Origin of the sequence: Paenibacillus phytohabitans, assembly GCF_013141775.1 — a bacterium.
Taxonomy (GTDB): Bacteria; Bacillota; Bacilli; order Paenibacillales; family Paenibacillaceae; genus Paenibacillus_AQ; species Paenibacillus_AQ phytohabitans.
Map to the genome: position 1 here is coordinate 157,912 of NZ_WHOB01000037.1, position 19,324 is coordinate 177,235.

Genomic DNA, 19,324 nt, shown 5'->3' on the forward strand with positions numbered 1-19,324 from the left:
TTAAAAAAGATCAAGCTCATTCTGCATGAGCTTGATCTAATTTCGCAAATATGATTTTGATTGTTTCACGTGAAACAATTATACAAGGGGCGACTTTGCTGGCACGCCTGGCTTACGCGGATACTTTGCCGGTGTTGCCCCTGTCTTACGTACGAGAATAATATGCCGGGCGGATTCTTCTACAGGCAAGCTGAAGGATTCTACCTTCTGCAGCTCAGCACGAAGTTCCTTGAAGCTGCGTTTGGCTTCTGCCAATTCCTCAGCCGGGTCGCTCCCCTTCATTGCGGCGAAGATTCCATCCTTGCGTGTAAACGGAAGACAAAATTCATTCAAAAGAGATAGGCGGGCAACTGCACGTGCAGTCACCACATCATAAGCATCACGGTGGACAAACTGTCTGGCGACATCCTCTGCACGTCCGTGGATCAGTTGTACACCAGTCAGGCCCAAGGTGTCACATACATGCTGCAGAAAGGAGATCCGTTTGCTGAGTGAGTCTACAATTGTCAGCTTCAGATGCGGGAAACAAATCTTCAGCGGGATTCCAGGAAACCCTGCACCCGATCCGATATCAGCAAGACTCTTGGTTTCATCCATATTCAGATAGAAAGCCAGAGATAGAGAGTCGTAGAAATGCTTCGTATACACCTGACTTCTTTCCGTAATACCTGTAAGGTTCATCTTTTCATTCCAGGAAATCAATTCCTGGAAGTATAGTTCGAATTGTTCTAATTGCTTCGTTGAGAGCTGTAGTCCGCGCTCTTTGAGCAGAGCGGTGAACTGGGCTGCCGTATTATCCATAGATTATCCTTTCGCCGCTGTCACACGGTTATAATGCTCCAAATGTACCAGCAAAATCGAGATATCCGCCGGTGTTACTCCTCCGATGCGCGAAGCCTGCCCGATGGAGATGGGTGCGATTTTGGTCAGCTTTTGCCGGGCTTCCATCGCAAGTCCATGAATCTCATTGTAGTTGATATCATCAGGAATCTTCTTCTTCTCCATCTTCTGCAACTTCTCAACATGCTGGAGCTGTTTCTCAATATATCCGGCATACTTTATCTGAATCTCAACCTGTTCCTTCATATCTTCGTCCAACTCTTCCGGAGCAGGCGATATCATATCTACGAAGCTGTAAGTAAGCTCCGGACGGCGCATTAAGGTCAGCAGATTGCTTCCGTCAACAATAGGTGCCGATTCATAACCAGCAAGGGCCTCATTCACCTGAACAGGTTTAACCTTCGTTTCCTGCAGGCGGATGATTTCACGGTCCACCCGTCCTTTTTTATCAAGGAATGCCTCATACCGTTGCTCTGGAATAAGTCCGATTTCATAACCGATTGGAGTCAGGCGCAGGTCCGCATTATCATGACGGAGCAGCAGGCGGTATTCCGCACGCGAAGTCAGCAGACGATAAGGTTCATTGGTTCCCTTGGTGACGAGATCATCAATCAGAACACCGATGTAACCTTGGGACCGGTCAAGCACCACGGGCTCCTTCTCCTGTACTTTACGCGCTGCGTTAATGCCTGCAATTACACCCTGCCCTGCAGCTTCCTCATAACCGGAGGTGCCATTGATTTGTCCGGCTGTGAACAGTCCCGGCAACCGTTTGGTTTCAAGGGAAGGCCAGAGCTGTGTTGGAACCATCGCATCATATTCAATGGCATAGCCGTTACGCATCATTTCAACCTTTTCCATACCGGGAATGGAACGCAGCACTGCCAGTTGTACATCCTCAGGGAGACTTGTGGACAGACCTTGTACATAGTATTCCGATGTGTTTTTGCCTTCAGGTTCAAGGAAGATTTGATGCTGCGATTTATCGCTGAAACGCACGACCTTATCTTCGATCGATGGACAATAGCGAGGACCTGTTCCTTCAATAATTCCGGTAAACATCGGTGCCCGGTGCAGGTTGTCATTAATAATCTGATGTGTGACCGGTGATGTGTAAGTCAGCCAGCAAGGCAGCTGTTCATTATCTGATGACTTGGTTTCAAAAGAGAAAAATTTCGGTTTATCGTCGCCCGGCTGGATTTCTGTCTTGGAGAAATCAATCGTATCCCTATGCACACGCGGCGGAGTTCCTGTCTTAAAGCGGACAAGATCGAATCCAAGCTCACGCAAATTCTCCGACAACCGTACGGACGGCTGCTGATTGTTTGGCCCGCTCTCATAAGTCAGTTCACCCATAATTACTTTGCCGCGCAGATAGGTTCCAGTCGTCAGGATAACAGTTTTGCTGTGATATACGGTTCCGGTCTTCGTAATGACCCCGGTGCAGCGGCCGTCCTCAACAATCAGTTCTTCCACCATACCCTGGCGCAGGGTCAGGTTAGGTGTCTTTTCCATCGTTTCCTTCATCGCATGCTGATAAAGGAACTTGTCTGCCTGTGCACGAAGTGCATGGACAGCAGGTCCTTTCCCGGTATTAAGCATCCGAAGCTGAATGAAAGTCTTATCTATATTGCGGCCCATTTCCCCGCCCAGCGCATCAATTTCACGCACTACATGGCCCTTGGCGGGTCCGCCAATGGATGGATTACATGGCATGAAGGCCACCATATCCAGGTTAATCGTGATCATCAGTGTGCGGCAGCCCATCCGTGCAGCAGCCAGAGCCGCTTCACAGCCGGCATGTCCGGCGCCTATGACGACAACATCATAGCTGCCTCCATCATAATTCATAACTGTTCCCTCCTTTTATTTGCCTAAGCAGAACTGCGAGAAAATCTGATCAAGCAGAGAATCCGCAGCCGTATCTCCAACAATCTCACCGAGCTGCTCCCAAGCCAGACGCACATCAATCTGTATCATATCTATAGGAATAAGCATCTCCGCAGCTTCGTAGGCATCCTGAAGTGATTTATGCGCCTTCTTCAGCAGGCCAATATGTCTTACATTACTTACGTAAGTCAAATCACCTGACTCCAGCTTGCCTCCGAAAAAGAGTGCCGAGATCGCCTCTTCCAGTTTATCCAGTCCTTCCTCTTCCAGCACAGACATCGGTACAATGCTCGACTCGTCAAAAAAGGAGCGCAGCTTATCCGTATCCAGACGGGACGGTAAGTCCATTTTATTCATGATGACCAAGGCTTGTCTACCGTGGATTTGTTCCATAAGTGCCAGTTCATCCTCATGCAGCTCATCATTGGCATTCAGCACCAGAAGAATCAGATCCGCATCACTAAAAGCCGCCTTCGAACGTTCCACACCGATTCTTTCTACCACATCCATCGTTTCACGGATACCGGCAGTGTCCAGCAGCTTCAGCGGGATATTATTAATCGTTACATACTCTTCTATTACATCACGCGTTGTTCCCGGAATATCGGTTACAATCGCCTTGTTGTCGCGGGCAAGTGCGTTAAGCAGGGAGGATTTGCCGACATTGGGCCGGCCTACAATTGCTGTTGTAATCCCTTCGCGCAGAATCTTTCCTTCATTAGCTGTACGAAGCAGCTTGTTAATGCCTTCCATAACCTCTTGACTCTTGTCCTTGATGAAATCGGCTGTTAAGGATTCCACATCATGTTCCGGATAATCAATGTTCACTTCAATATGAGCCAGCATCTCAATAAGAGTGTGCCGAAGCTCATGAATCCGTGCGGATAGAGAACCGCTAACCTGCTTAAGCGCAACCGAGAAGGCACGGTCCGACTTGGAACGAATCAGATCGATTACAGCTTCCGCCTGGGAAAGGTCAATCCGCCCGCCCAGAAAAGCACGTTTGGTGAATTCCCCCGGCTCAGCCAGCCGGATATCCTGCTGCAGCAGCAGGTCCATCACTCTTCTTACAGAGATTACGCCGCCATGGGCACTGATCTCCACTACATCTTCCGTTGTAAAAGAACGCGGTCCCTTCATGACCGTAACCAGCACTTCTTCCATCCGCTCCCCATCCAGCGGACTTACAATATGTCCATAATGCACAGTATGGGATTCAGCTTCCGTAAGGGGGATACGGCTTTTGAACAATGGAGCAACCTGGCTGATAGCCTGCGGTCCGCTAACCCGGATGATGGCAATTCCGCCCTCGCCCAGAGCCGTCGATACAGCAGCAATAGTATCACTAAGCATGTTGTTATTCACCTCTGGCTTGATCTTTTCTTATTTGTCTCTTCAAGTGGAAACGGTTAAGCCGTCCTTCAAAGGACGGCACGTTTCAGCGGGAAATATAAGGGTAATATATTTCGCGAACCATATAAATTGTTATATTTCAAAAAAACAATGACTCCTCGCATAGGTCAAGGAGTCATTGCGGCATATAGATCTACTTCAATGTTATAACGACGCGGCGGTTCGGTTCTTCACCCTTGCTAAGCGTGTTTACCTGCCGGTGATCTTGTAATCTGGAATGAATAATCTTGCGTTCCTGCGGGGACATGGGTTCCAGGACAACCTCTTTACGGGTCCGGACTACACGTCCCGCGAGCCGGTCCGCCAATTCCTCAAGCGTCTTCTTGCGGCGTTCACGGAAGTTCTCCGCATCCAGCACAAGGCGGATGAAGCTGTCGGAATAGCGGTTGGCAACAATATTAGCCAAATACTGCAGAGCATCGAGAGTTTGTCCTCTTCTGCCGATCAGCAGCCCGAGATCCGGACCGGATATTTGCAGAACAGTTGATTCCTTGGTATGAACGATTTCAACTTCCACCTCGAGCCCCATGCTCTTGGCGACATCCACAATGAAATGAACGGCCTGTTGGTAAGCTTCCTCCACCGGTTGTCCGGAATCCTGGCGCGGTACGCCGCTGATCGCCTCTGGTTTGCTCTCTCTTGTTGACTGCTGAGACAGTAGCGGAGCACTCGCCGCTGATGCCGGTGCGGCTTCAGAGATCAAGGTCAATTCTACCTTGGCTCCCTTCGCACCGATCAATCCAAGGAATCCTTTTGACGGCTGTTCAAGTACGTTGACCGTTACCCGGTCCTTCTGAACTCCAAGCTGGTTAAGTCCCCGTTCTACAGCTTCTTCAATGGTTTTCCCTGTCGCGACGACTTTGCTCATTTTGACTTTTTGACCCCCTTCTTCCCTTTGCTGCTATTGCCTTTTGCAGCAGGAGTAACATCTTTGCGGGCGTTATTGTTGCTGTTCTTGCTCTTCGTCAAATTCACTTCTTTGGCTTTGCCGTTACCCGCAGTAGCGTTAGCGGTGGCACTTGCAGCTGCAATAGCCGCTTTATGTTTATCGTTGTTGCGGTACAAGAAGTAGTTCTGAATAATGGTGTACAGATTGCTATAGAACCAGTACAGCGGAAGAGCAGACGGGAAGTTGTAGGACATGATGAAAATTAGAACCGGGTATACCATCATCATGAACTGCATTGGACCCTGCTGTTGTACCGGGTTCATTTTGGTCATCATACGGGTCTGAATGAATGTCGTAGCAGCGGCAAGAAGCGGCAGAATGAACAGGTGATCGGGCTTGCCGAGCTGCAGCCACAGGAAGTCATGCAATCTAAGATCCGGGTTGTAATAGATCGAGTTGTACAGGGCGATGAAGATCGGCATCTGCACGATCAGCGGCAGACAGCCTGCCATCGGATTTACCTTGTTCTCCTGGAACAGGCGCATCGTTTCCTGCTGTACCTTTTCGGGCTCATCTTTATATTTTTTCTTAATCTTCTCAAGTTCCGGTTGAATGGCCTGCATCGCACGTGAACTCTTAACCTGTTTCATGGTAAGCGGCAAAATTAACGTACGCACAATGATAACCATTACAAGTACGGCTAATCCGTACTGGCCATTAAACCACTTCGCGAAAGTATCCAGTGCAATGGCGAAATAATAGACGACATTACTTTGCCAGAAGCCTCCATTTTTCAAATCTTCCGTAGTGTGCGTCACTGATGCCGCCCCAGACGGAGAACACCCCGACAGAACAGCAATCATTAGAACCATTAACCCGAGGAGAAGAAACATTTTTCCTCGCTTAGTCTTCATTAGAGACACTTCAAAACCCCTCTCATAAACATTCCATTGCACCGTAAATCATAACATAATTATGGATACAAATAAACAAGCCCCCTGTGCCCCTCTTACTTGTGCAAAGCCTTGAGCAGCTTGGCTTTGCGAAGCACATGCAGCACGCTTTTCTCGAGCTCGCCGTAATCCTTGGAGAGAGCTCCTTTTCTTACGATGAACACGATGTCCAGACCCCCGATAATTTCCGGCTCATGGTGACGGACAATTTCCTTTACCAGACGCCTCATCCGGTTGCGTACCACGGCGTTTCCAACCTTCTTGCTGACAGATATACCTACGCGGAAACGCTCCACCTCTTTTCTGGGAAACCAGTACACCACATATTGATGATTCGCAAATGACTTCCCATGGCGGTATACGCGGCTGAAGTCGGCACGGTTTCGTAATCGTAGACTTTTGTGCACGGGACTCTCCTATTCAAATACCGGATTTCGCGTAAGCTCCGGAATTTCATCTTCTAATTAGTATAGTCATTCAGGGGATGCCATAAACGGCATCTGTTTCAGCGGAAAGATAAGGCTCCTTCATGATGCAAAGCGTATACAATTTCATCTTTCAAAAAAAGCCCCGCAGTAGCGCTATCATCCTCTGCAGAGCCAAACTTCTATTGTTGCAGTTGCAGAATAACAGTGGTCCTCCCGCTCTGAGGAGATGCATCCAATTCTGCGCTATATATAGAAGGGAAAAATGCCGGGCATCCTCTTCCTTCCTTATATAACAATCAAAAAAAGCCCCGCAAAGTGCGGCTCTGTAGTGAAGCGTGATCCGTAACTTTTGCGGGGATCCCATGTAAAATAACCCCACAAAGTGGGGCTTTGCTTCGATGATTACTCAGGTACTTTATAGGGACCCCATTGAATTCTCATCTTGTTAAAAAAGGACCACCGCAGTGGTCCCTAAGTGGCCTAACTTACGCACTCAAAACTTTTCTGCCTTTCAAGCGGCGGGCTGCCAGCACTTTGCGGCCGTTTTTCGTGCTCATTCTTTTGCGGAAACCATGCACCTTTTTGCGTTTGCTCACATTCGGTCTGAACGTCGGTCTCATGTATTGCACCTCCCTTACAGGAACTTAATTACTGTCATATAAGCAGAAACGGACTAAGCCGTCCTTAGAGTAGGGACAGTATCTACAAGTATTATCAATTAAATTTGGAGACATATCCTCACAGAAAACACCTTTATATATTTAAACACATAATCAAGGCAAAAGTCAACCTTGTCCCCTTCCTCCCTCTTTTTTATTTCTCCACAGGTCTCTTCAGCAGCTGCTGTCTATCTATCCCCAGTTTGCTTCCGTCCCTCCAAAATTCGGCCTCTGCGTCTTATCCACAGCCCTTTTGTCTCAAAAAGTAATCCACAGGACATTATAGTTATCCACCTGTGATCAAAAAAAATAGTCGACTGCTCACAACTGAGCACAACCTGTGTATAAAAATATCGAAGCCATGACGGAAACTGTCGAACGGTAAACAATTTATCAACAATATGTAGTGGTGTTCCTAAAAATTATACACAAGTGATTGAATTTGTGGATAAAATAGCGTGGCTCATTGAAAAACAAGGGGGGTTTTGCTATGATGGTATTACTTTTGAATGTGAATAGATTTGTTTGTTCTCTATATTATCAACAAGCTGTGGATAAAGTTGTGAACAATTCAAATTTATCCATATTTTTTTGTCTCTTGATATTGCATATTGGGGATAAGATTCAGCAACAACCCATTTTCTTCGACATTTCCACTTCATGGCTGATGCCACATTTGGAAGATTTAAAGGAGTGACAGTCTGTGGACAGCCATACTTCCGAATTATGGCAGCAAATTTTATCGATTATTCAAACCAAACTAAGCAAGCCGAGCTTTGATACCTGGTTTAAGGCTACCAAGGCCTTAACGTTTAGCCACCAGGCTCTTATTATCTCGGCGCCTACAACTTTTGCCGTAGAATGGCTGGAAAGTCGCTACACCAAACTGGTAGGAGCAACGGTTTATGAGGTCACCGGACAACAGGTTGACGTCAAATTTGTAATTGAAGAGAACAAACCCTCTGAGCCAATAGTTCAACAAATGGCGACCACTCCCGCAGTTTCACGCGAAGAAGCACAGACGCATTTGCTCAATCCCAAATACACTTTTGATACGTTCGTGATCGGTTCGGGCAACCGTTTTGCGCATGCAGCCTCACTGGCTGTAGCCGAAGCGCCCGCCAAAGCTTACAATCCTTTGTTTTTGTACGGAGGCGTGGGTCTCGGGAAGACTCACTTGATGCATGCCATCGGGCACTATGTGCTGGAGCATAACCCTAACAATAAGGTTATCTACATCTCGTCCGAGAAGTTTACGAATGAATTCATCAACTCCATCCGTGACAACCGCGGCGAAAGCTTCCGTAACAAATACCGCAGTGTTGACATTTTGCTGATTGACGATATTCAATTCCTGGCCGGCAAAGAGTCAACGCAGGAGGAATTTTTCCATACGTTCAATGCTCTTCATGAAGAACGCAAGCAAATTATCATCTCAAGCGACCGGCCTCCCAAGGAGATTCCCACACTGGAAGAACGGCTGCGTTCCCGGTTTGAATGGGGACTTATCACCGATATTCAGCCTCCGGATCTGGAGACACGGATTGCGATTCTCCGTAAGAAGGCCAAGGCGGAGAACCTGGATATCCCGAACGAAGCGATGATGTATATCGCCAATCAGATCGACACGAATATCCGCGAGCTGGAGGGTGCACTGATCCGCGTTGTAGCCTATTCATCACTGACTAATCAGGATGTGACTACGCATCTGGCAGCTGAAGCGCTGAAGGATATCATTCCCTCCAGCCGGCCGAAGATGATCACCATGAATGATATTCAGCAAAAAGTCGGCGAATACTACAATTTGCGCATGGAGGATTTCAAAGCGCGGAAACGCACGAAGGCTGTTGCTTTTCCAAGGCAGATTGCCATGTATCTCTCCCGTGAATTAACGGATTATTCGCTTCCCAAGATCGGTGAAGCCTTCGGAGGGCGCGATCATACGACAGTTATCCATGCCCATGAGAAGATTACGCAGCAATTAAAGGTGGACCAGGAGCTCTATAAAGTGGTAAATAATCTTGCGGAGAAAATTAAAAATCCTTCCTAAGAGGAACAAAGAGCCTATACACAATCTATACACATGTGGGTAGGCTTAATTTTATGCTGTTTAGCGACTTATCCACATAAACGGAGCCCCTACTACTAATACTATTAAATAACTATAATAATTCATCTTCTAAGAGCAGGTTTCAAAGAGGTCAAACGTACACCCATTTCCCAATTTTTCAGCTAGGAGTGAAATCATGAAAATCAGCATTCTCAAAAATGAACTCAACGAATCTATAGGCCATGTCTCCAAGGCGATCTCGAGCAGAACAACCATCCCTATTTTGACCGGAATAAAGCTTGAGGTTAGCCACCAGGGAGTAACATTGACGGCAAGCGACACGGATATCTCAATTCAATCCTTCATCCCTGCCGAGAATGACAGCCATACGATCGTAAAAGTGGAACAGCCCGGCAGCGTAGTGCTTCCAGCCAAGTTCTTTGTCGAGATCATCAAGAAGCTTCCCTCCAAAGAAATTCACATGGAAGTCAAAGAGGGCTTTCAAACCTATATCTCTTCCGGATCTACGGAGATTCAGATTGTTGGCCTGGACCCTGAAGAATTCCCTGTTCTGCCAAGCATTGAGGAGAATGAAACCATCTCAATGCCAGGCGATTTGCTGAAGAATATGATTAAACAAACCGCGTTCTCCATCTCTACCCAAGAGACAACACCAATTCTGACGGGTATTCTCTGGAATCTTGCCGATAACGAGTTCAAGTTCACGGCTACCGACCGCCACCGTCTGGCAACAAGAGCAGCACATCTGGAAGGTACAGAGAATGTTCAGTTTGCGAATATTGTTATTGCCGGCAAAACGCTGAACGAGCTCAGCAAAATTATCCCGGATCAGAATATGCTGGTGGATATTGTCGTTGCGGATAACCAGGTCCTCTTCAAAATCGACAAAGTGCTGTTCTATTCGCGGATCCTGGACGGAATTTATCCGGATACTTCTAGAATTATTCCAACCACCTACAAAACAGAACTAACTCTTGATACAAAAAAACTCAGCGAATCGATTGACCGCGCTTATTTGCTATCCCGTGAAGAAAAAACGAACATCGTCCGGATGCAGACTCTTGAGAATGGCGACGTAGAGATTTCTTCCAGCTCATCAGAGCTGGGTAAGGTCCGGGAAGAACTTGAAGTAATTGATTTCAAAGGGGAGCCTTTGCGGATCTCCTTCAACTCCAAATATATGCTCGATGTGCTGAAGGTTGTGGAGAGTGAGCAGCTCGTGATTGCCTTCACCGGCATGATGAGTCCGATTATTCTCAGACCGCTCGACGAGAGCCGCAGCCTGTACGTCATTCTGCCTTACCGAACAACTAATTAATGCCCTGTCCATGGCCTGTGGATAAGTGGTGGAAAGGACAAAAAAGATGAAAAAAATAGTTATCCACAGTGGATATATCAAGCTGGACCAGTTTTTGAAGCTGGCGGATTGTGTATCCACAGGTGGCATGGCCAAAGCGCTGCTGCAGGAAGGGCACGTACAAGTGAACGGGGAGAAAGAAGAACGGCGTGGCAGAAAGCTCTACCCGGGTGATAAGATAGAGGTACAGGATAACGGCGTATTCGAGGTTGAAGGCGGCGGAGTCAAAGAGTAGTACACCCAAGGAGGCACAGGGTCTTGTTTGTCAAAAATATCGGTCTGCAGTATTACCGCAACTATGGGCTGCTGCGTCTGGAGAGCCTGGGTGATGTGAACCTCATTCTCGGTCAGAACGCCCAAGGCAAAACAAATCTCATGGAGGCTTTGTTCGTTCTGGCGATGACCAAAAGCCACCGTACCTCCAAGGACAAGGAACTCATATCCTTCGATGCTCCTGCAGGTTCCGCACAGATTGTGGCCGAAGTGGAGCGCAAATACGGTGATCTTAAGCTGGAGCTTACCCTGTCACCCCAAGGCAAAAAAGCCAGAATTAACGGACTGGAGCAGCGCCGGCTTAGTGAATTCGTAGGTTCACTGAATGTGGTGATGTTTGCTCCGGAGGATCTCGAGATTGTCAAAGGCACCCCGGGCATCAGGCGCCGGTTCCTTGACATGGAGATTGGCCAGGTCCAGCCCAGCTACCTGTTTCACCTGCAGCAATACCAGAAGGTGCTGCTCCAAAGAGGGAATCTGCTGAAGCAGCTATGGGGAAAAGAAGCTGCCGGCAAGGAGCTTCTGGAGATATGGGATGCGCAACTTATAGAGCATGGTGTTAAAATCGTCAAAAAAAGGAAACAATTCATAAAGAAGCTGCAGATATGGGCAGAAAGCATCCATCGCGGCATTACAAACGGCGGAGAAGAGCTCAAACTGCTCTATGTCCCCTCTTTCGGTGAGCGCGAAGAGGAAGATGAAGCTGTCTTATTGGACAAATTTATGTTAAAGTTATCACAAACAAGAGATCAGGAAATCAGGCGCGGCATGACGCTGACGGGTCCCCATAGGGATGACCTGTCCTTTTTTATCAACGGAAGAGAAGCTCAGGTCTACGGTTCCCAGGGACAGCAACGTACGGCAGCTTTATCGCTCAAGCTGGCGGAAATTGAACTGATCCATGAGGAGATCGGAGAGTATCCTGTGCTGCTTCTTGATGATGTTTTGTCCGAACTTGATCCCTATCGTCAGACCCAGCTTATCGAAACCTTTCAAAGCAAGGTACAGACCTTCATCACCGCCACCGGTGTAGAGGGACTGAATGCCGATAAATTAAAAGGCGCAAGCCTGTATCATGTGCACGGCGGCACAGTGGAGCTATAAAGAGCGGAGGAAGACCATGTATATTCATTTGGGCGGAGAGAAAATTATTCGATCCTCAGAGTTGATTGCTATATTTGATATATCGATTGAGAAGTCCTCCAAGGTGTCGAAGCAATTTATGACTCATTCCCAGCAGGATAAGAAGCTGGAGCGCATTGGTGAAGAGGAAGCAAAGTCTATTGTCGTCACCAAGAATACTGTCTACTACTCCCCTATCTCCTCCTCCACTCTCAAAAAAAGAGCCAAAATCTTGTTAGAAATATAATGTTTCGGTAGTTACAGGAGATAATCTGAAAGAAGTAGGTGAAGGCATGTCAATGAATCAACCGACATATGATGAGAGCCAGATTCAGGTACTGGAAGGGCTGGAAGCGGTTCGGAAACGTCCCGGCATGTACATTGGCTCCACTAGCGCCAAAGGTCTGCATCATTTGGTCTGGGAGGTTGTCGATAATAGTATCGATGAGGCGCTGGCAGGTTTTTGCGACCGGATTCAAGTGAAAATTCATGAAGATAACAGTGTGACTGTTATTGATAACGGCCGGGGAATACCTGTCGGCGAGAATGTTAAGCTCAAGAAATCCACGCTTGAAGTCGTAATGACTGTCCTGCATGCAGGCGGTAAATTTGGCGGCGGGGGTTACAAGGTTTCCGGCGGTCTTCACGGCGTGGGGATCTCGGTAGTTAACGCACTGTCTGAGAAGGTAGTTGTAACAGTCAAACGTGACGGCCATGTCTACCAGCAGGAGTATAGACGCGGCGCACCGCAATATGATATCAAGGTAATCGGGGATACTGAGGAGACAGGAACGACTACAACCTTCCATCCGGATCCTGAGATTTTTACCGAGACAACTACTTTCGAATATGCAACTCTGCTTACCCGGGTCCGCGAGCTTGCCTTCCTGAACAAGGGCATTGAGCTTTCTTTGCTGGATGAACGGACCGGAGTCAGTAATACATTTAAGTATGATGGTGGTATTGTAGAGTATGTGAAATATCTTAACGAGAAAAAAGAAGCCATGCATGAGGACCCGATCTACGTGGAAGGCTCACGGGATATGATCGCCGTTGAAGTGGCTCTCCAATATAACGATTCTTATACAGAGAACATCTATTCCTTCGCTAACAATATCAATACCCATGAGGGCGGAACGCATGAATCCGGCTTCAAGAGTGCCTTAACGCGGATTATCAATGACTATGCCCGCAAGGCAGGCGTGATCAAGGATAGCAGCCAGAACCTGACCGGAGATGATGTCCGTGAAGGCCTGACGGCGATTATTTCCGTCAAAATTCCTGAGCCGCAGTTCGAAGGCCAGACTAAAACCAAGCTGGGGAACAGCGAAGTCCGCGGGATCGTCGAATCTCTGTTCGGTGAGAAGCTGCAGGAATTCCTGGAAGAGAACCCGGCTGTCTCCCGCAAGGTGCTGGAGAAGTCGCTGCAGGCCTCCCGTGCCCGCGAAGCGGCCCGCAAGGCCCGTGAGCTGACCCGCCGTAAGAGTGCGCTTGAGGTCAGTGCCCTCCCGGGCAAGCTGGCTGACTGCTCCTCCAAGGATGCGTCAATCAGTGAGCTGTACATCGTCGAAGGTGACTCTGCGGGGGGATCGGCCAAGCAAGGCCGTGACCGTCATTTCCAGGCGATCCTGCCGCTGCGCGGTAAGATTCTGAACGTAGAGAAGGCCCGGCTCGACCGGATCTTGTCCAATGCAGAAATCCGGGCGATTATTACCGCTCTCGGAACTAGCATCAGCGATGATTTCGATTTGTCCAAGGCACGTTACCACAAGGTTGTAATTATGACTGATGCGGATGTCGACGGTGCCCACATCAGAACATTGCTGCTGACCTTCTTCTACCGCTACATGCGGAAGCTGGTCGATGCCGGATATATCTATATTGCCCAGCCGCCGCTGTTCAAGATCGAACGCAACAAAGTCATCCGCTATGCGCAGACCGAGAAGGAACGCGATGAGATCATTGCCGGCTTTGGTGAGAACGTCAAAGTAAACGTTCAGCGCTACAAAGGTCTGGGTGAGATGAATGCCGCGCAGCTTTGGGATACTACAATGGATCCTGAGAGCCGCACCATGCTGCAGGTAACGATTGAGGATGCGATGCTGGCTGACAGCATTTTCGATACACTGATGGGTGACAACGTTGAACCGCGCCGTGAATTCATTCAGGAGCATGCCCAATCGGTCAAAAATCTCGACATTTAAGCGCAAGCTGTATTTGAACCTCCGGATTCCTCCCTTAGTAGGAGGACCGGAGGTTTTTTAATGCAGTCAGAGAGTTTTTTGGCGTAACTTTAATGCTTGAGTGTTCGTCTGCGGCGGTAGGTTGGGGACGGGCGGGTGCGCTTCAAACGTCCATAGGCAACAGCATAGCGGTGGATTCGGCGGTAAATGGCTTTGTTCGGAAACATTTTGAAGACGATGATCGAAGGCAGCGTATTAACTTCAAGCAGCCATAGATCATGATGCTGATCCATCGCTACATCCAGTCCAATTTCTTTGAGGCCCGGATAGGCAGTTTCCAGCTGGGACCCGATTCTGACTCCCAGTGATTTCAGCTGCTGGATGGTTGCCGTCATTTCTTCGGGCGTCATATGTTCTTTGAACAGGGCATCTACCGAAAAAATGCTGCCTCCGTTGTGATAGTTGGTGACCACCTTTTGCGGAGCAGCCACCCGCCCGAGCATGCCTGTAGTCTCCCAGGACCCCTGAAGATTCTTCTGGGTCAGTACCCGCAGGTCAAACGGCCGGTCCTGATGCTGAAGCAAATCAATGCCTTGCTGAACGAGATAAGAACGCCCCTTAATCCGCGGCAATAGGGCAGCATGAAGCTCTTCCGGTGTATTGAAGATTTCTGCATCCTTGGCGTATCTCAGAATATACATCAGCTTGGGTTCTGCCGGTGCTTCTGCTTCACATGTTAAAGGTTCTGTTTCCGGTTGGCTGAAGTCCGGCTGATGCTCGCTTGGGCTTAAATGAACTACCCGCTGTTCAGCTCTCATGACTCCGCTGCCGTAGGTGCCGCGGTCAGGTTTGATATACACCGTTCCGTACAGACCCAGCAGCTCTTTCAAATCTTCCAGGGCGTATTTACGTGTTTCCGGAATGAAGACCGAGAGCAGGCGGTTCTGAAGAATGACTTTCGTTTTTGCCCACTTACTGGACACGCGCTGAATCCTCATTTTCTGCCTCCTTGGGTAGTGGTGCGGTTGCCGGTTTCGCCACAGATGAACGTATATCCGTTTGTTCATCTGTGGCGAATTTTCAGGACAATCTAACTAAACAATGTTATAATATAAGGATATGGGGTTATGCTTTTTTGGACGAAATCAGGGTCATAAAGCCATTCTTCTTGTCTTTACAGTCTATGTACTGAAGACACCAGCGGAAAGGGCGTATATCCTTATCCGTACTAAAAGAAAATCAATATAGAAGATAAAAGGCTATCATGTTTAATTGTGCTGCTTTTGTGAAAGTAATATAATAAAGGGTAGCGGTTTTTAACTGAAGGAGGTCCACCAACTCATGGCTGAACAAAATAACCCGCAAATCAGGGATCGGGACATTGGCGTGGAAATGCGCGAATCCTTTATGGATTACGCAATGAGCATCATTGTAAGCCGGGCTTTGCCGGATGTGCGGGACGGACTTAAGCCTGTTCACCGACGCATTTTGTTTGCGATGTCGGAACTTGGAATGTCCTCGGATAAACCTCACAAGAAATCAGCGAGAATCGTCGGTGAGGTTATCGGTAAGTATCACCCTCACGGTGACTCGGCGGTTTATGAAACAATGGTACGTATGGCACAGGATTTCTCCATGCGCTATATGCTCGTAGACGGCCACGGAAACTTCGGCTCTATTGACGGAGATATGGCAGCTGCGATGCGTTATACCGAAGCGAGGCTGTCCAAAATTGCCGGAGAAATGCTCCGCGATCTGAACAAAGAAACGGTTGATTTCGCTCCCAACTATGACGGTGAAGAGAATGAGCCTGTAGTATTGCCGGCGCGTTACCCTAACCTGCTTGTGAACGGGGTTTCGGGGATTGCGGTCGGTATGGCCACCAATATTCCTCCGCACAATCTGGGCGAGGTCATTGATGGTGTGCAGGCAATGATCAAGAATCCTGACATTACACCTATGGAGCTTATGGAATATATTCAGGGCCCAGATTTCCCGACGGCCGGTTATATTTTGGGCCGTGAAGGTATCCGTCAGGCTTACCGCACAGGACGCGGATCGGTTACGATGCGTGCCAAAGCGACGATTGAAGAGAACAACGGTAAAGCGCGGATTATTGTGCACGAGCTTCCTTACCAGGTCAACAAAGCCAGACTGGTTGAGAAGATTGCTGAATTGGTGCGTGAGAAACGTATCGAAGGCATTACGGATCTGCGTGATGAATCTGACCGTAACGGAATGCGTGTAGTCGTTGAAATGAGACGTGATGTGAATCCTAGCGTCGTGCTCAACAACCTCTACAAACATACCTCCATGCAGTCTACCTTCGGGATTAACATGCTGGCTATCGTCAATAATGAACCGAAGATTCTGAACCTGCGTGATGTGCTGTATCATTATTTGCAGCATCAGATCGAAGTTATCCGCCGCCGGACCGTGTTTGACCTGAAGAAGGCGGAAGCCCGGGCGCATATTCTGGAAGGCCTGCGTGTTGCCCTCGATCATCTGGATGAGGTTATTGCTCTTATCCGTGCTTCACGGACAACAGATATTGCCCGTGAAGGCTTGATGGAGACCTTCAGTCTAAGCCTGGAGCAGGCTCAGGCGATCCTCGATATGCGGATGCAGCGCCTGACCGGTCTGGAACGTGAGAAGATCGAGAATGAATATAACGAATTGCTCGCCAAAATCACTGAATACAAGGAGATTCTGGCTAACGAGCATCTCGTACTGGATATTATCAGCAATGAGCTGCAGGAGATTCGTGATAAGTACTCTGATGACCGCCGTACGGAAATTACGGTTGGGGAAGAGAGCATTCTCGATGAGGATCTGATTCCGCGTGAAGAGGTTGTAATCACGATTACACATACCGGTTACATCAAACGTCTTCCGGTCAGCACTTACCGCAGCCAGAAGCGCGGCGGCCGCGGGGTAATCGGGATGGACACCAAGGACCAGGACTTTGTAGAGCATCTCTTCGTGAGTAACTCCCACAACTATCTGATGTTCTTCACCGACAAGGGTAAGGTGTACCGGATTAAGGCTTATGAGATTCCGGAGCTTGGCCGTACCGCCCGGGGGACGCCGATCATCAACCTGATTCAAATTGAGCAGGGCGAGAAGATTAGTGCGGTAATCCAGGTGGAGGAAGCGGACAGCGACAAATACCTGTTCTTCGCTACCCGCGAGGGAATCGTGAAGAAGACACCTCTGGAAGACTACAACAACATCCGCAAGGGCGGTCTGATAGCGATCAATCTTCGCGAGGAAGATTCACTGATCGAAGTGAAGCTGACAGATGGAGAGCAGAATCTGATTATCGGTACGGCACGCGGAATGTCGATTACTTTCTCGGAGAGCGATGTCCGTTCCATGGGCCGCAGTGCTACAGGGGTTAAAGGGATCACGCTGGATGACAATGACCATGTCATTGGTATGGACTGCGTAGATAAGGATCTTGAAGTGCTGATCGTAACAACCAAGGGTTATGGTAAACGGACGCCTGCCGGCGACTATCGTTCCCAGACGCGCGGGGGTAAAGGCATCAAGACCATTAACCTTACCGATAAGAACGGTCCGGTAGTCGGGCTGAAGGTTGTCAAGACAGATGAGGACCTGATGATTATCACGACCAGCGGTACCCTGATCCGGACCAGTATGGATGGAATTTCTACAATGGGCCGGTACGCACAGGGCGTTAAGCTGATTAACATCCGTGAGGATGATGCAGTGGCTACGCTCTGCAGAGCGGATAAAGAGGAAGATGACTTGTCCGAGCAAGAAGACGGCGAAGAAATTCAAGGTACAGTAGTGGAAGGCGATGGCGAAGTCAGCGAGCCTGAAGCGGAAACTGATACCGGGAACGAAGACGATACCGTCGAATAATCCTTTGCAGCAAAAGCATGAGTTTCTGATTATAGAAGCTCATGCTTTTTTATTTATGGAATGGAAGTCCTCTCTCTAGCCGCTTGCCGGGTTACATACTATAATTAGAGAATTACAGGTGTCACAGAAATAAAGGGGCTGAATTTATGCCAAACATATCCGTTGGAGAGATCAAGGCGGGATCAAAGATTATTAAGGATGTAATCACTCCTTTGGGAGGAGTGTTATTCGGTAAAGGCAAGATCATACTTCCGCGGGATATTGAGATTCTCCAAGCTTTTTTGATAGGACAAGTTGAAATTGAGGGAGTTCAGGGAGAGGACAAAGTCCCAGAAGTGTCCAAACCGCCAGCTAAGCAGCAGAGCGCCAAAGCAGGTGCGCTGATCAATGAGTCCGTACTAGCCAAAAGTAATTCACCGCTTCATGATGAGTATGAGAAAATGCTGGTGCTTATCAAGCAGAGCTATCGTGCAGCAACCGCAGCGGTACTTCCGATTTTTGAATTGCGGAGCCAACTGGAGCTGCTGATTAGCCATTTGAAGGATTATCATGTCCTGAAGTTTGCACCGCGTGTTCTGTTTGACCAGGATTATAATTATCATAACGCTGTATTATCTGCCCTAACTTCATATAAAATTGCCCAGTGGTGCGGATATCCGCAAAAGGATTGGATGCAGGCTGCCTTTGCCGGCTTGCTTCATGATATAGGTAACATTAAGGTAGATGAGACATTGCTGCACAAACCGACTCCCCTGACGGGCGCGGAGATAGAAGAAGTACGCAGGCACACCACTTATGGATACCAGCTGCTGCGCAATGTTACAGCAATCAACGAAGGCGTCAGACTAGCCGCCCTGCAGCATCATGAGAAGATCGATGGTTCCGGTTATCCGCTTAAGCTGGAAGGCACCCAGATTCACTTCTATGCCAAGATTGTTGCAGTAGCCGATATCTTTCATGCCATGACGCTTGAAAAAGCCTACAGAAAGGCTCAGTCGCCTTATCTGGTACTGGAGCAGCTTCAGAAGGAGAGCTTCGGGAAGCTTGACCCGGTTATTGTACAAACCTTCATTCAAAAAACAACGGATCTGTATAATGGCACACGGATACGGCTCAGCGACGGGCGTCATGGAGAAATCATCTTCACGGATCGCACTAATCCCACAAGACCAATGGTTCAGGTAGAGGGCAAGATTGTGAATCTGGTCAATGAACGGGAGCTGCATATTCAGGAGATTATTGCTTAAGGGTAAGCGGGTATGATGAACAGAAGCTATGTCATCTGAGGCTGGCCATGTCGGGGCGGTTATTAGGGGCATAGCTTTTATAATTGGTTTCAAAATAATGCTTGCAATCAG

16 protein-coding genes are annotated in these 19,324 nt (G+C 48.3%); 8 read left to right on the plus strand and 8 right to left on the minus strand.

Features of this window, described 5'->3' with window-relative positions; genetic code table 11:
• Positions 1–78: 78 nt before the first annotated feature.
• From rsmG to rpmH, 7 genes are all read right to left on the minus strand, one after another.
• A complete protein-coding gene (rsmG, locus tag GC101_RS14160; RefSeq protein ID WP_171717768.1) occupies positions 79–801 on the minus strand; it encodes a 16S rRNA (guanine(527)-N(7))-methyltransferase RsmG in 723 nt (240 codons plus the stop codon).
• Between the two features lie 3 nt (positions 802–804).
• Positions 805–2,691 (minus strand): tRNA uridine-5-carboxymethylaminomethyl(34) synthesis enzyme MnmG, encoded by a 1,887-nt coding sequence (gene mnmG / locus GC101_RS14165; RefSeq protein ID WP_171717769.1) that lies wholly within the window; start codon positions 2,689–2,691, stop codon positions 805–807.
• 15 nt (positions 2,692–2,706) lie between these two features.
• Positions 2,707–4,083 carry a tRNA uridine-5-carboxymethylaminomethyl(34) synthesis GTPase MnmE gene (mnmE, locus tag GC101_RS14170; RefSeq protein WP_171717770.1) on the minus strand — a complete coding sequence of 459 codons (1,377 nt, stop codon included), beginning with the start codon at positions 4,081–4,083 and terminating at the stop codon, positions 2,707–2,709.
• Positions 4,084–4,276: 193 nt separating this feature from the next.
• Complete coding sequence (gene jag, locus GC101_RS14175) at positions 4,277–5,011, minus strand: RNA-binding cell elongation regulator Jag/EloR (protein ID WP_039295766.1); 735 nt, start codon at positions 5,009–5,011, stop codon at positions 4,277–4,279.
• Positions 5,008–5,955 (minus strand): YidC/Oxa1 family membrane protein insertase, encoded by a 948-nt coding sequence (locus GC101_RS14180; RefSeq protein WP_042140606.1) that lies wholly within the window; start codon positions 5,953–5,955, stop codon positions 5,008–5,010. Before GC101_RS14180 ends, jag begins: the two co-directional genes overlap by 4 nt.
• Before the next feature lie 86 nt (positions 5,956–6,041).
• Complete coding sequence (gene rnpA, locus GC101_RS14185; protein ID WP_042140607.1) at positions 6,042–6,392, minus strand: ribonuclease P protein component; 351 nt, start codon at positions 6,390–6,392, stop codon at positions 6,042–6,044.
• A 506-nt stretch (positions 6,393–6,898) separates the two neighbouring features.
• On the minus strand, positions 6,899–7,033 hold the full coding sequence (rpmH, locus tag GC101_RS14190) for a 50S ribosomal protein L34 (RefSeq protein ID WP_039295761.1): 135 nt from the start codon (positions 7,031–7,033) through the stop codon (positions 6,899–6,901).
• 742 nt (positions 7,034–7,775) lie between these two features.
• On the opposite strand from rpmH, the gene dnaA reads away from it, so the two are divergent.
• From dnaA to gyrB, 6 genes are all read left to right on the plus strand, one after another.
• Positions 7,776–9,122 (plus strand): chromosomal replication initiator protein DnaA, encoded by a 1,347-nt coding sequence (dnaA, locus tag GC101_RS14195; protein ID WP_039295750.1) that lies wholly within the window; start codon positions 7,776–7,778, stop codon positions 9,120–9,122.
• A gap of 196 nt (positions 9,123–9,318) precedes the next feature.
• Positions 9,319–10,461 carry a DNA polymerase III subunit beta gene (dnaN, locus tag GC101_RS14200; protein ID WP_039295747.1) on the plus strand — a complete coding sequence of 381 codons (1,143 nt, stop codon included), beginning with the start codon at positions 9,319–9,321 and terminating at the stop codon, positions 10,459–10,461.
• Between the two features lie 46 nt (positions 10,462–10,507).
• Positions 10,508–10,735, plus strand: a complete 228-nt coding sequence (yaaA, locus tag GC101_RS14205; RefSeq protein WP_039295744.1) for a S4 domain-containing protein YaaA — start codon at positions 10,508–10,510, stop codon at positions 10,733–10,735.
• A gap of 23 nt (positions 10,736–10,758) precedes the next feature.
• A complete protein-coding gene (recF, locus tag GC101_RS14210; RefSeq protein ID WP_039295741.1) occupies positions 10,759–11,877 on the plus strand; it encodes a DNA replication/repair protein RecF in 1,119 nt (372 codons plus the stop codon).
• 16 nt (positions 11,878–11,893) lie between these two features.
• Positions 11,894–12,142: an extracellular matrix regulator RemB gene (remB, locus tag GC101_RS14215; RefSeq protein WP_039295738.1), complete on the plus strand. Its 249-nt coding sequence runs from the start codon at positions 11,894–11,896 to the stop codon at positions 12,140–12,142.
• Between the two features lie 46 nt (positions 12,143–12,188).
• Positions 12,189–14,099, plus strand: a complete 1,911-nt coding sequence (gyrB, locus tag GC101_RS14220) for a DNA topoisomerase (ATP-hydrolyzing) subunit B (RefSeq protein WP_039295729.1) — start codon at positions 12,189–12,191, stop codon at positions 14,097–14,099.
• Positions 14,100–14,188: 89 nt separating this feature from the next.
• Here gyrB and GC101_RS14225 read toward each other — a convergent pair whose 3' ends face one another.
• A complete protein-coding gene (locus GC101_RS14225; RefSeq protein ID WP_171717771.1) occupies positions 14,189–15,076 on the minus strand; it encodes a YheC/YheD family protein in 888 nt (295 codons plus the stop codon).
• Positions 15,077–15,419: 343 nt separating this feature from the next.
• Between GC101_RS14225 and gyrA the strand changes: the two genes are divergently transcribed.
• Together gyrA and GC101_RS14235 are read left to right on the plus strand one after the other, a co-directional pair.
• Positions 15,420–17,966: a DNA gyrase subunit A gene (gyrA, locus tag GC101_RS14230; RefSeq protein ID WP_171717772.1), complete on the plus strand. Its 2,547-nt coding sequence runs from the start codon at positions 15,420–15,422 to the stop codon at positions 17,964–17,966.
• Between the two features lie 146 nt (positions 17,967–18,112).
• A complete protein-coding gene (locus GC101_RS14235) occupies positions 18,113–19,213 on the plus strand; it encodes an HD-GYP domain-containing protein (RefSeq protein ID WP_171717773.1) in 1,101 nt (366 codons plus the stop codon).
• Positions 19,214–19,324 lie beyond the last annotated feature (111 nt).

Excerpts from the sequence above, each read along its gene's own strand:
- rsmG (WP_171717768.1), bottom strand. The coding sequence starts at position 801 with ATGGATAATACGGCAGCCCAGTTCACCGCTCTGCTCAAAGAGCGCGGA.
- mnmG (WP_171717769.1), bottom strand. The coding sequence starts at position 2,691 with ATGAATTATGATGGAGGCAGCTATGATGTTGTCGTCATAGGCGCCGGA.
- mnmE (WP_171717770.1), bottom strand. The coding sequence starts at position 4,083 with ATGCTTAGTGATACTATTGCTGCTGTATCGACGGCTCTGGGCGAGGGC.
- jag (WP_039295766.1), bottom strand. The coding sequence starts at position 5,011 with ATGAGCAAAGTCGTCGCGACAGGGAAAACCATTGAAGAAGCTGTAGAA.
- rpmH (WP_039295761.1), bottom strand. The coding sequence starts at position 7,033 with ATGAGACCGACGTTCAGACCGAATGTGAGCAAACGCAAAAAGGTGCAT.
- dnaN (WP_039295747.1), top strand. The coding sequence starts at position 9,319 with ATGAAAATCAGCATTCTCAAAAATGAACTCAACGAATCTATAGGCCAT.
- yaaA (WP_039295744.1), top strand. The coding sequence starts at position 10,508 with ATGAAAAAAATAGTTATCCACAGTGGATATATCAAGCTGGACCAGTTT.
- remB (WP_039295738.1), top strand. The coding sequence starts at position 11,894 with ATGTATATTCATTTGGGCGGAGAGAAAATTATTCGATCCTCAGAGTTG.
- gyrB (WP_039295729.1), top strand. The coding sequence starts at position 12,189 with ATGTCAATGAATCAACCGACATATGATGAGAGCCAGATTCAGGTACTG.
- GC101_RS14225 (WP_171717771.1), bottom strand. The coding sequence starts at position 15,076 with ATGAGGATTCAGCGCGTGTCCAGTAAGTGGGCAAAAACGAAAGTCATT.
- gyrA (WP_171717772.1), top strand. The coding sequence starts at position 15,420 with ATGGCTGAACAAAATAACCCGCAAATCAGGGATCGGGACATTGGCGTG.
- GC101_RS14235 (WP_171717773.1), top strand. The coding sequence starts at position 18,113 with ATGCCAAACATATCCGTTGGAGAGATCAAGGCGGGATCAAAGATTATT.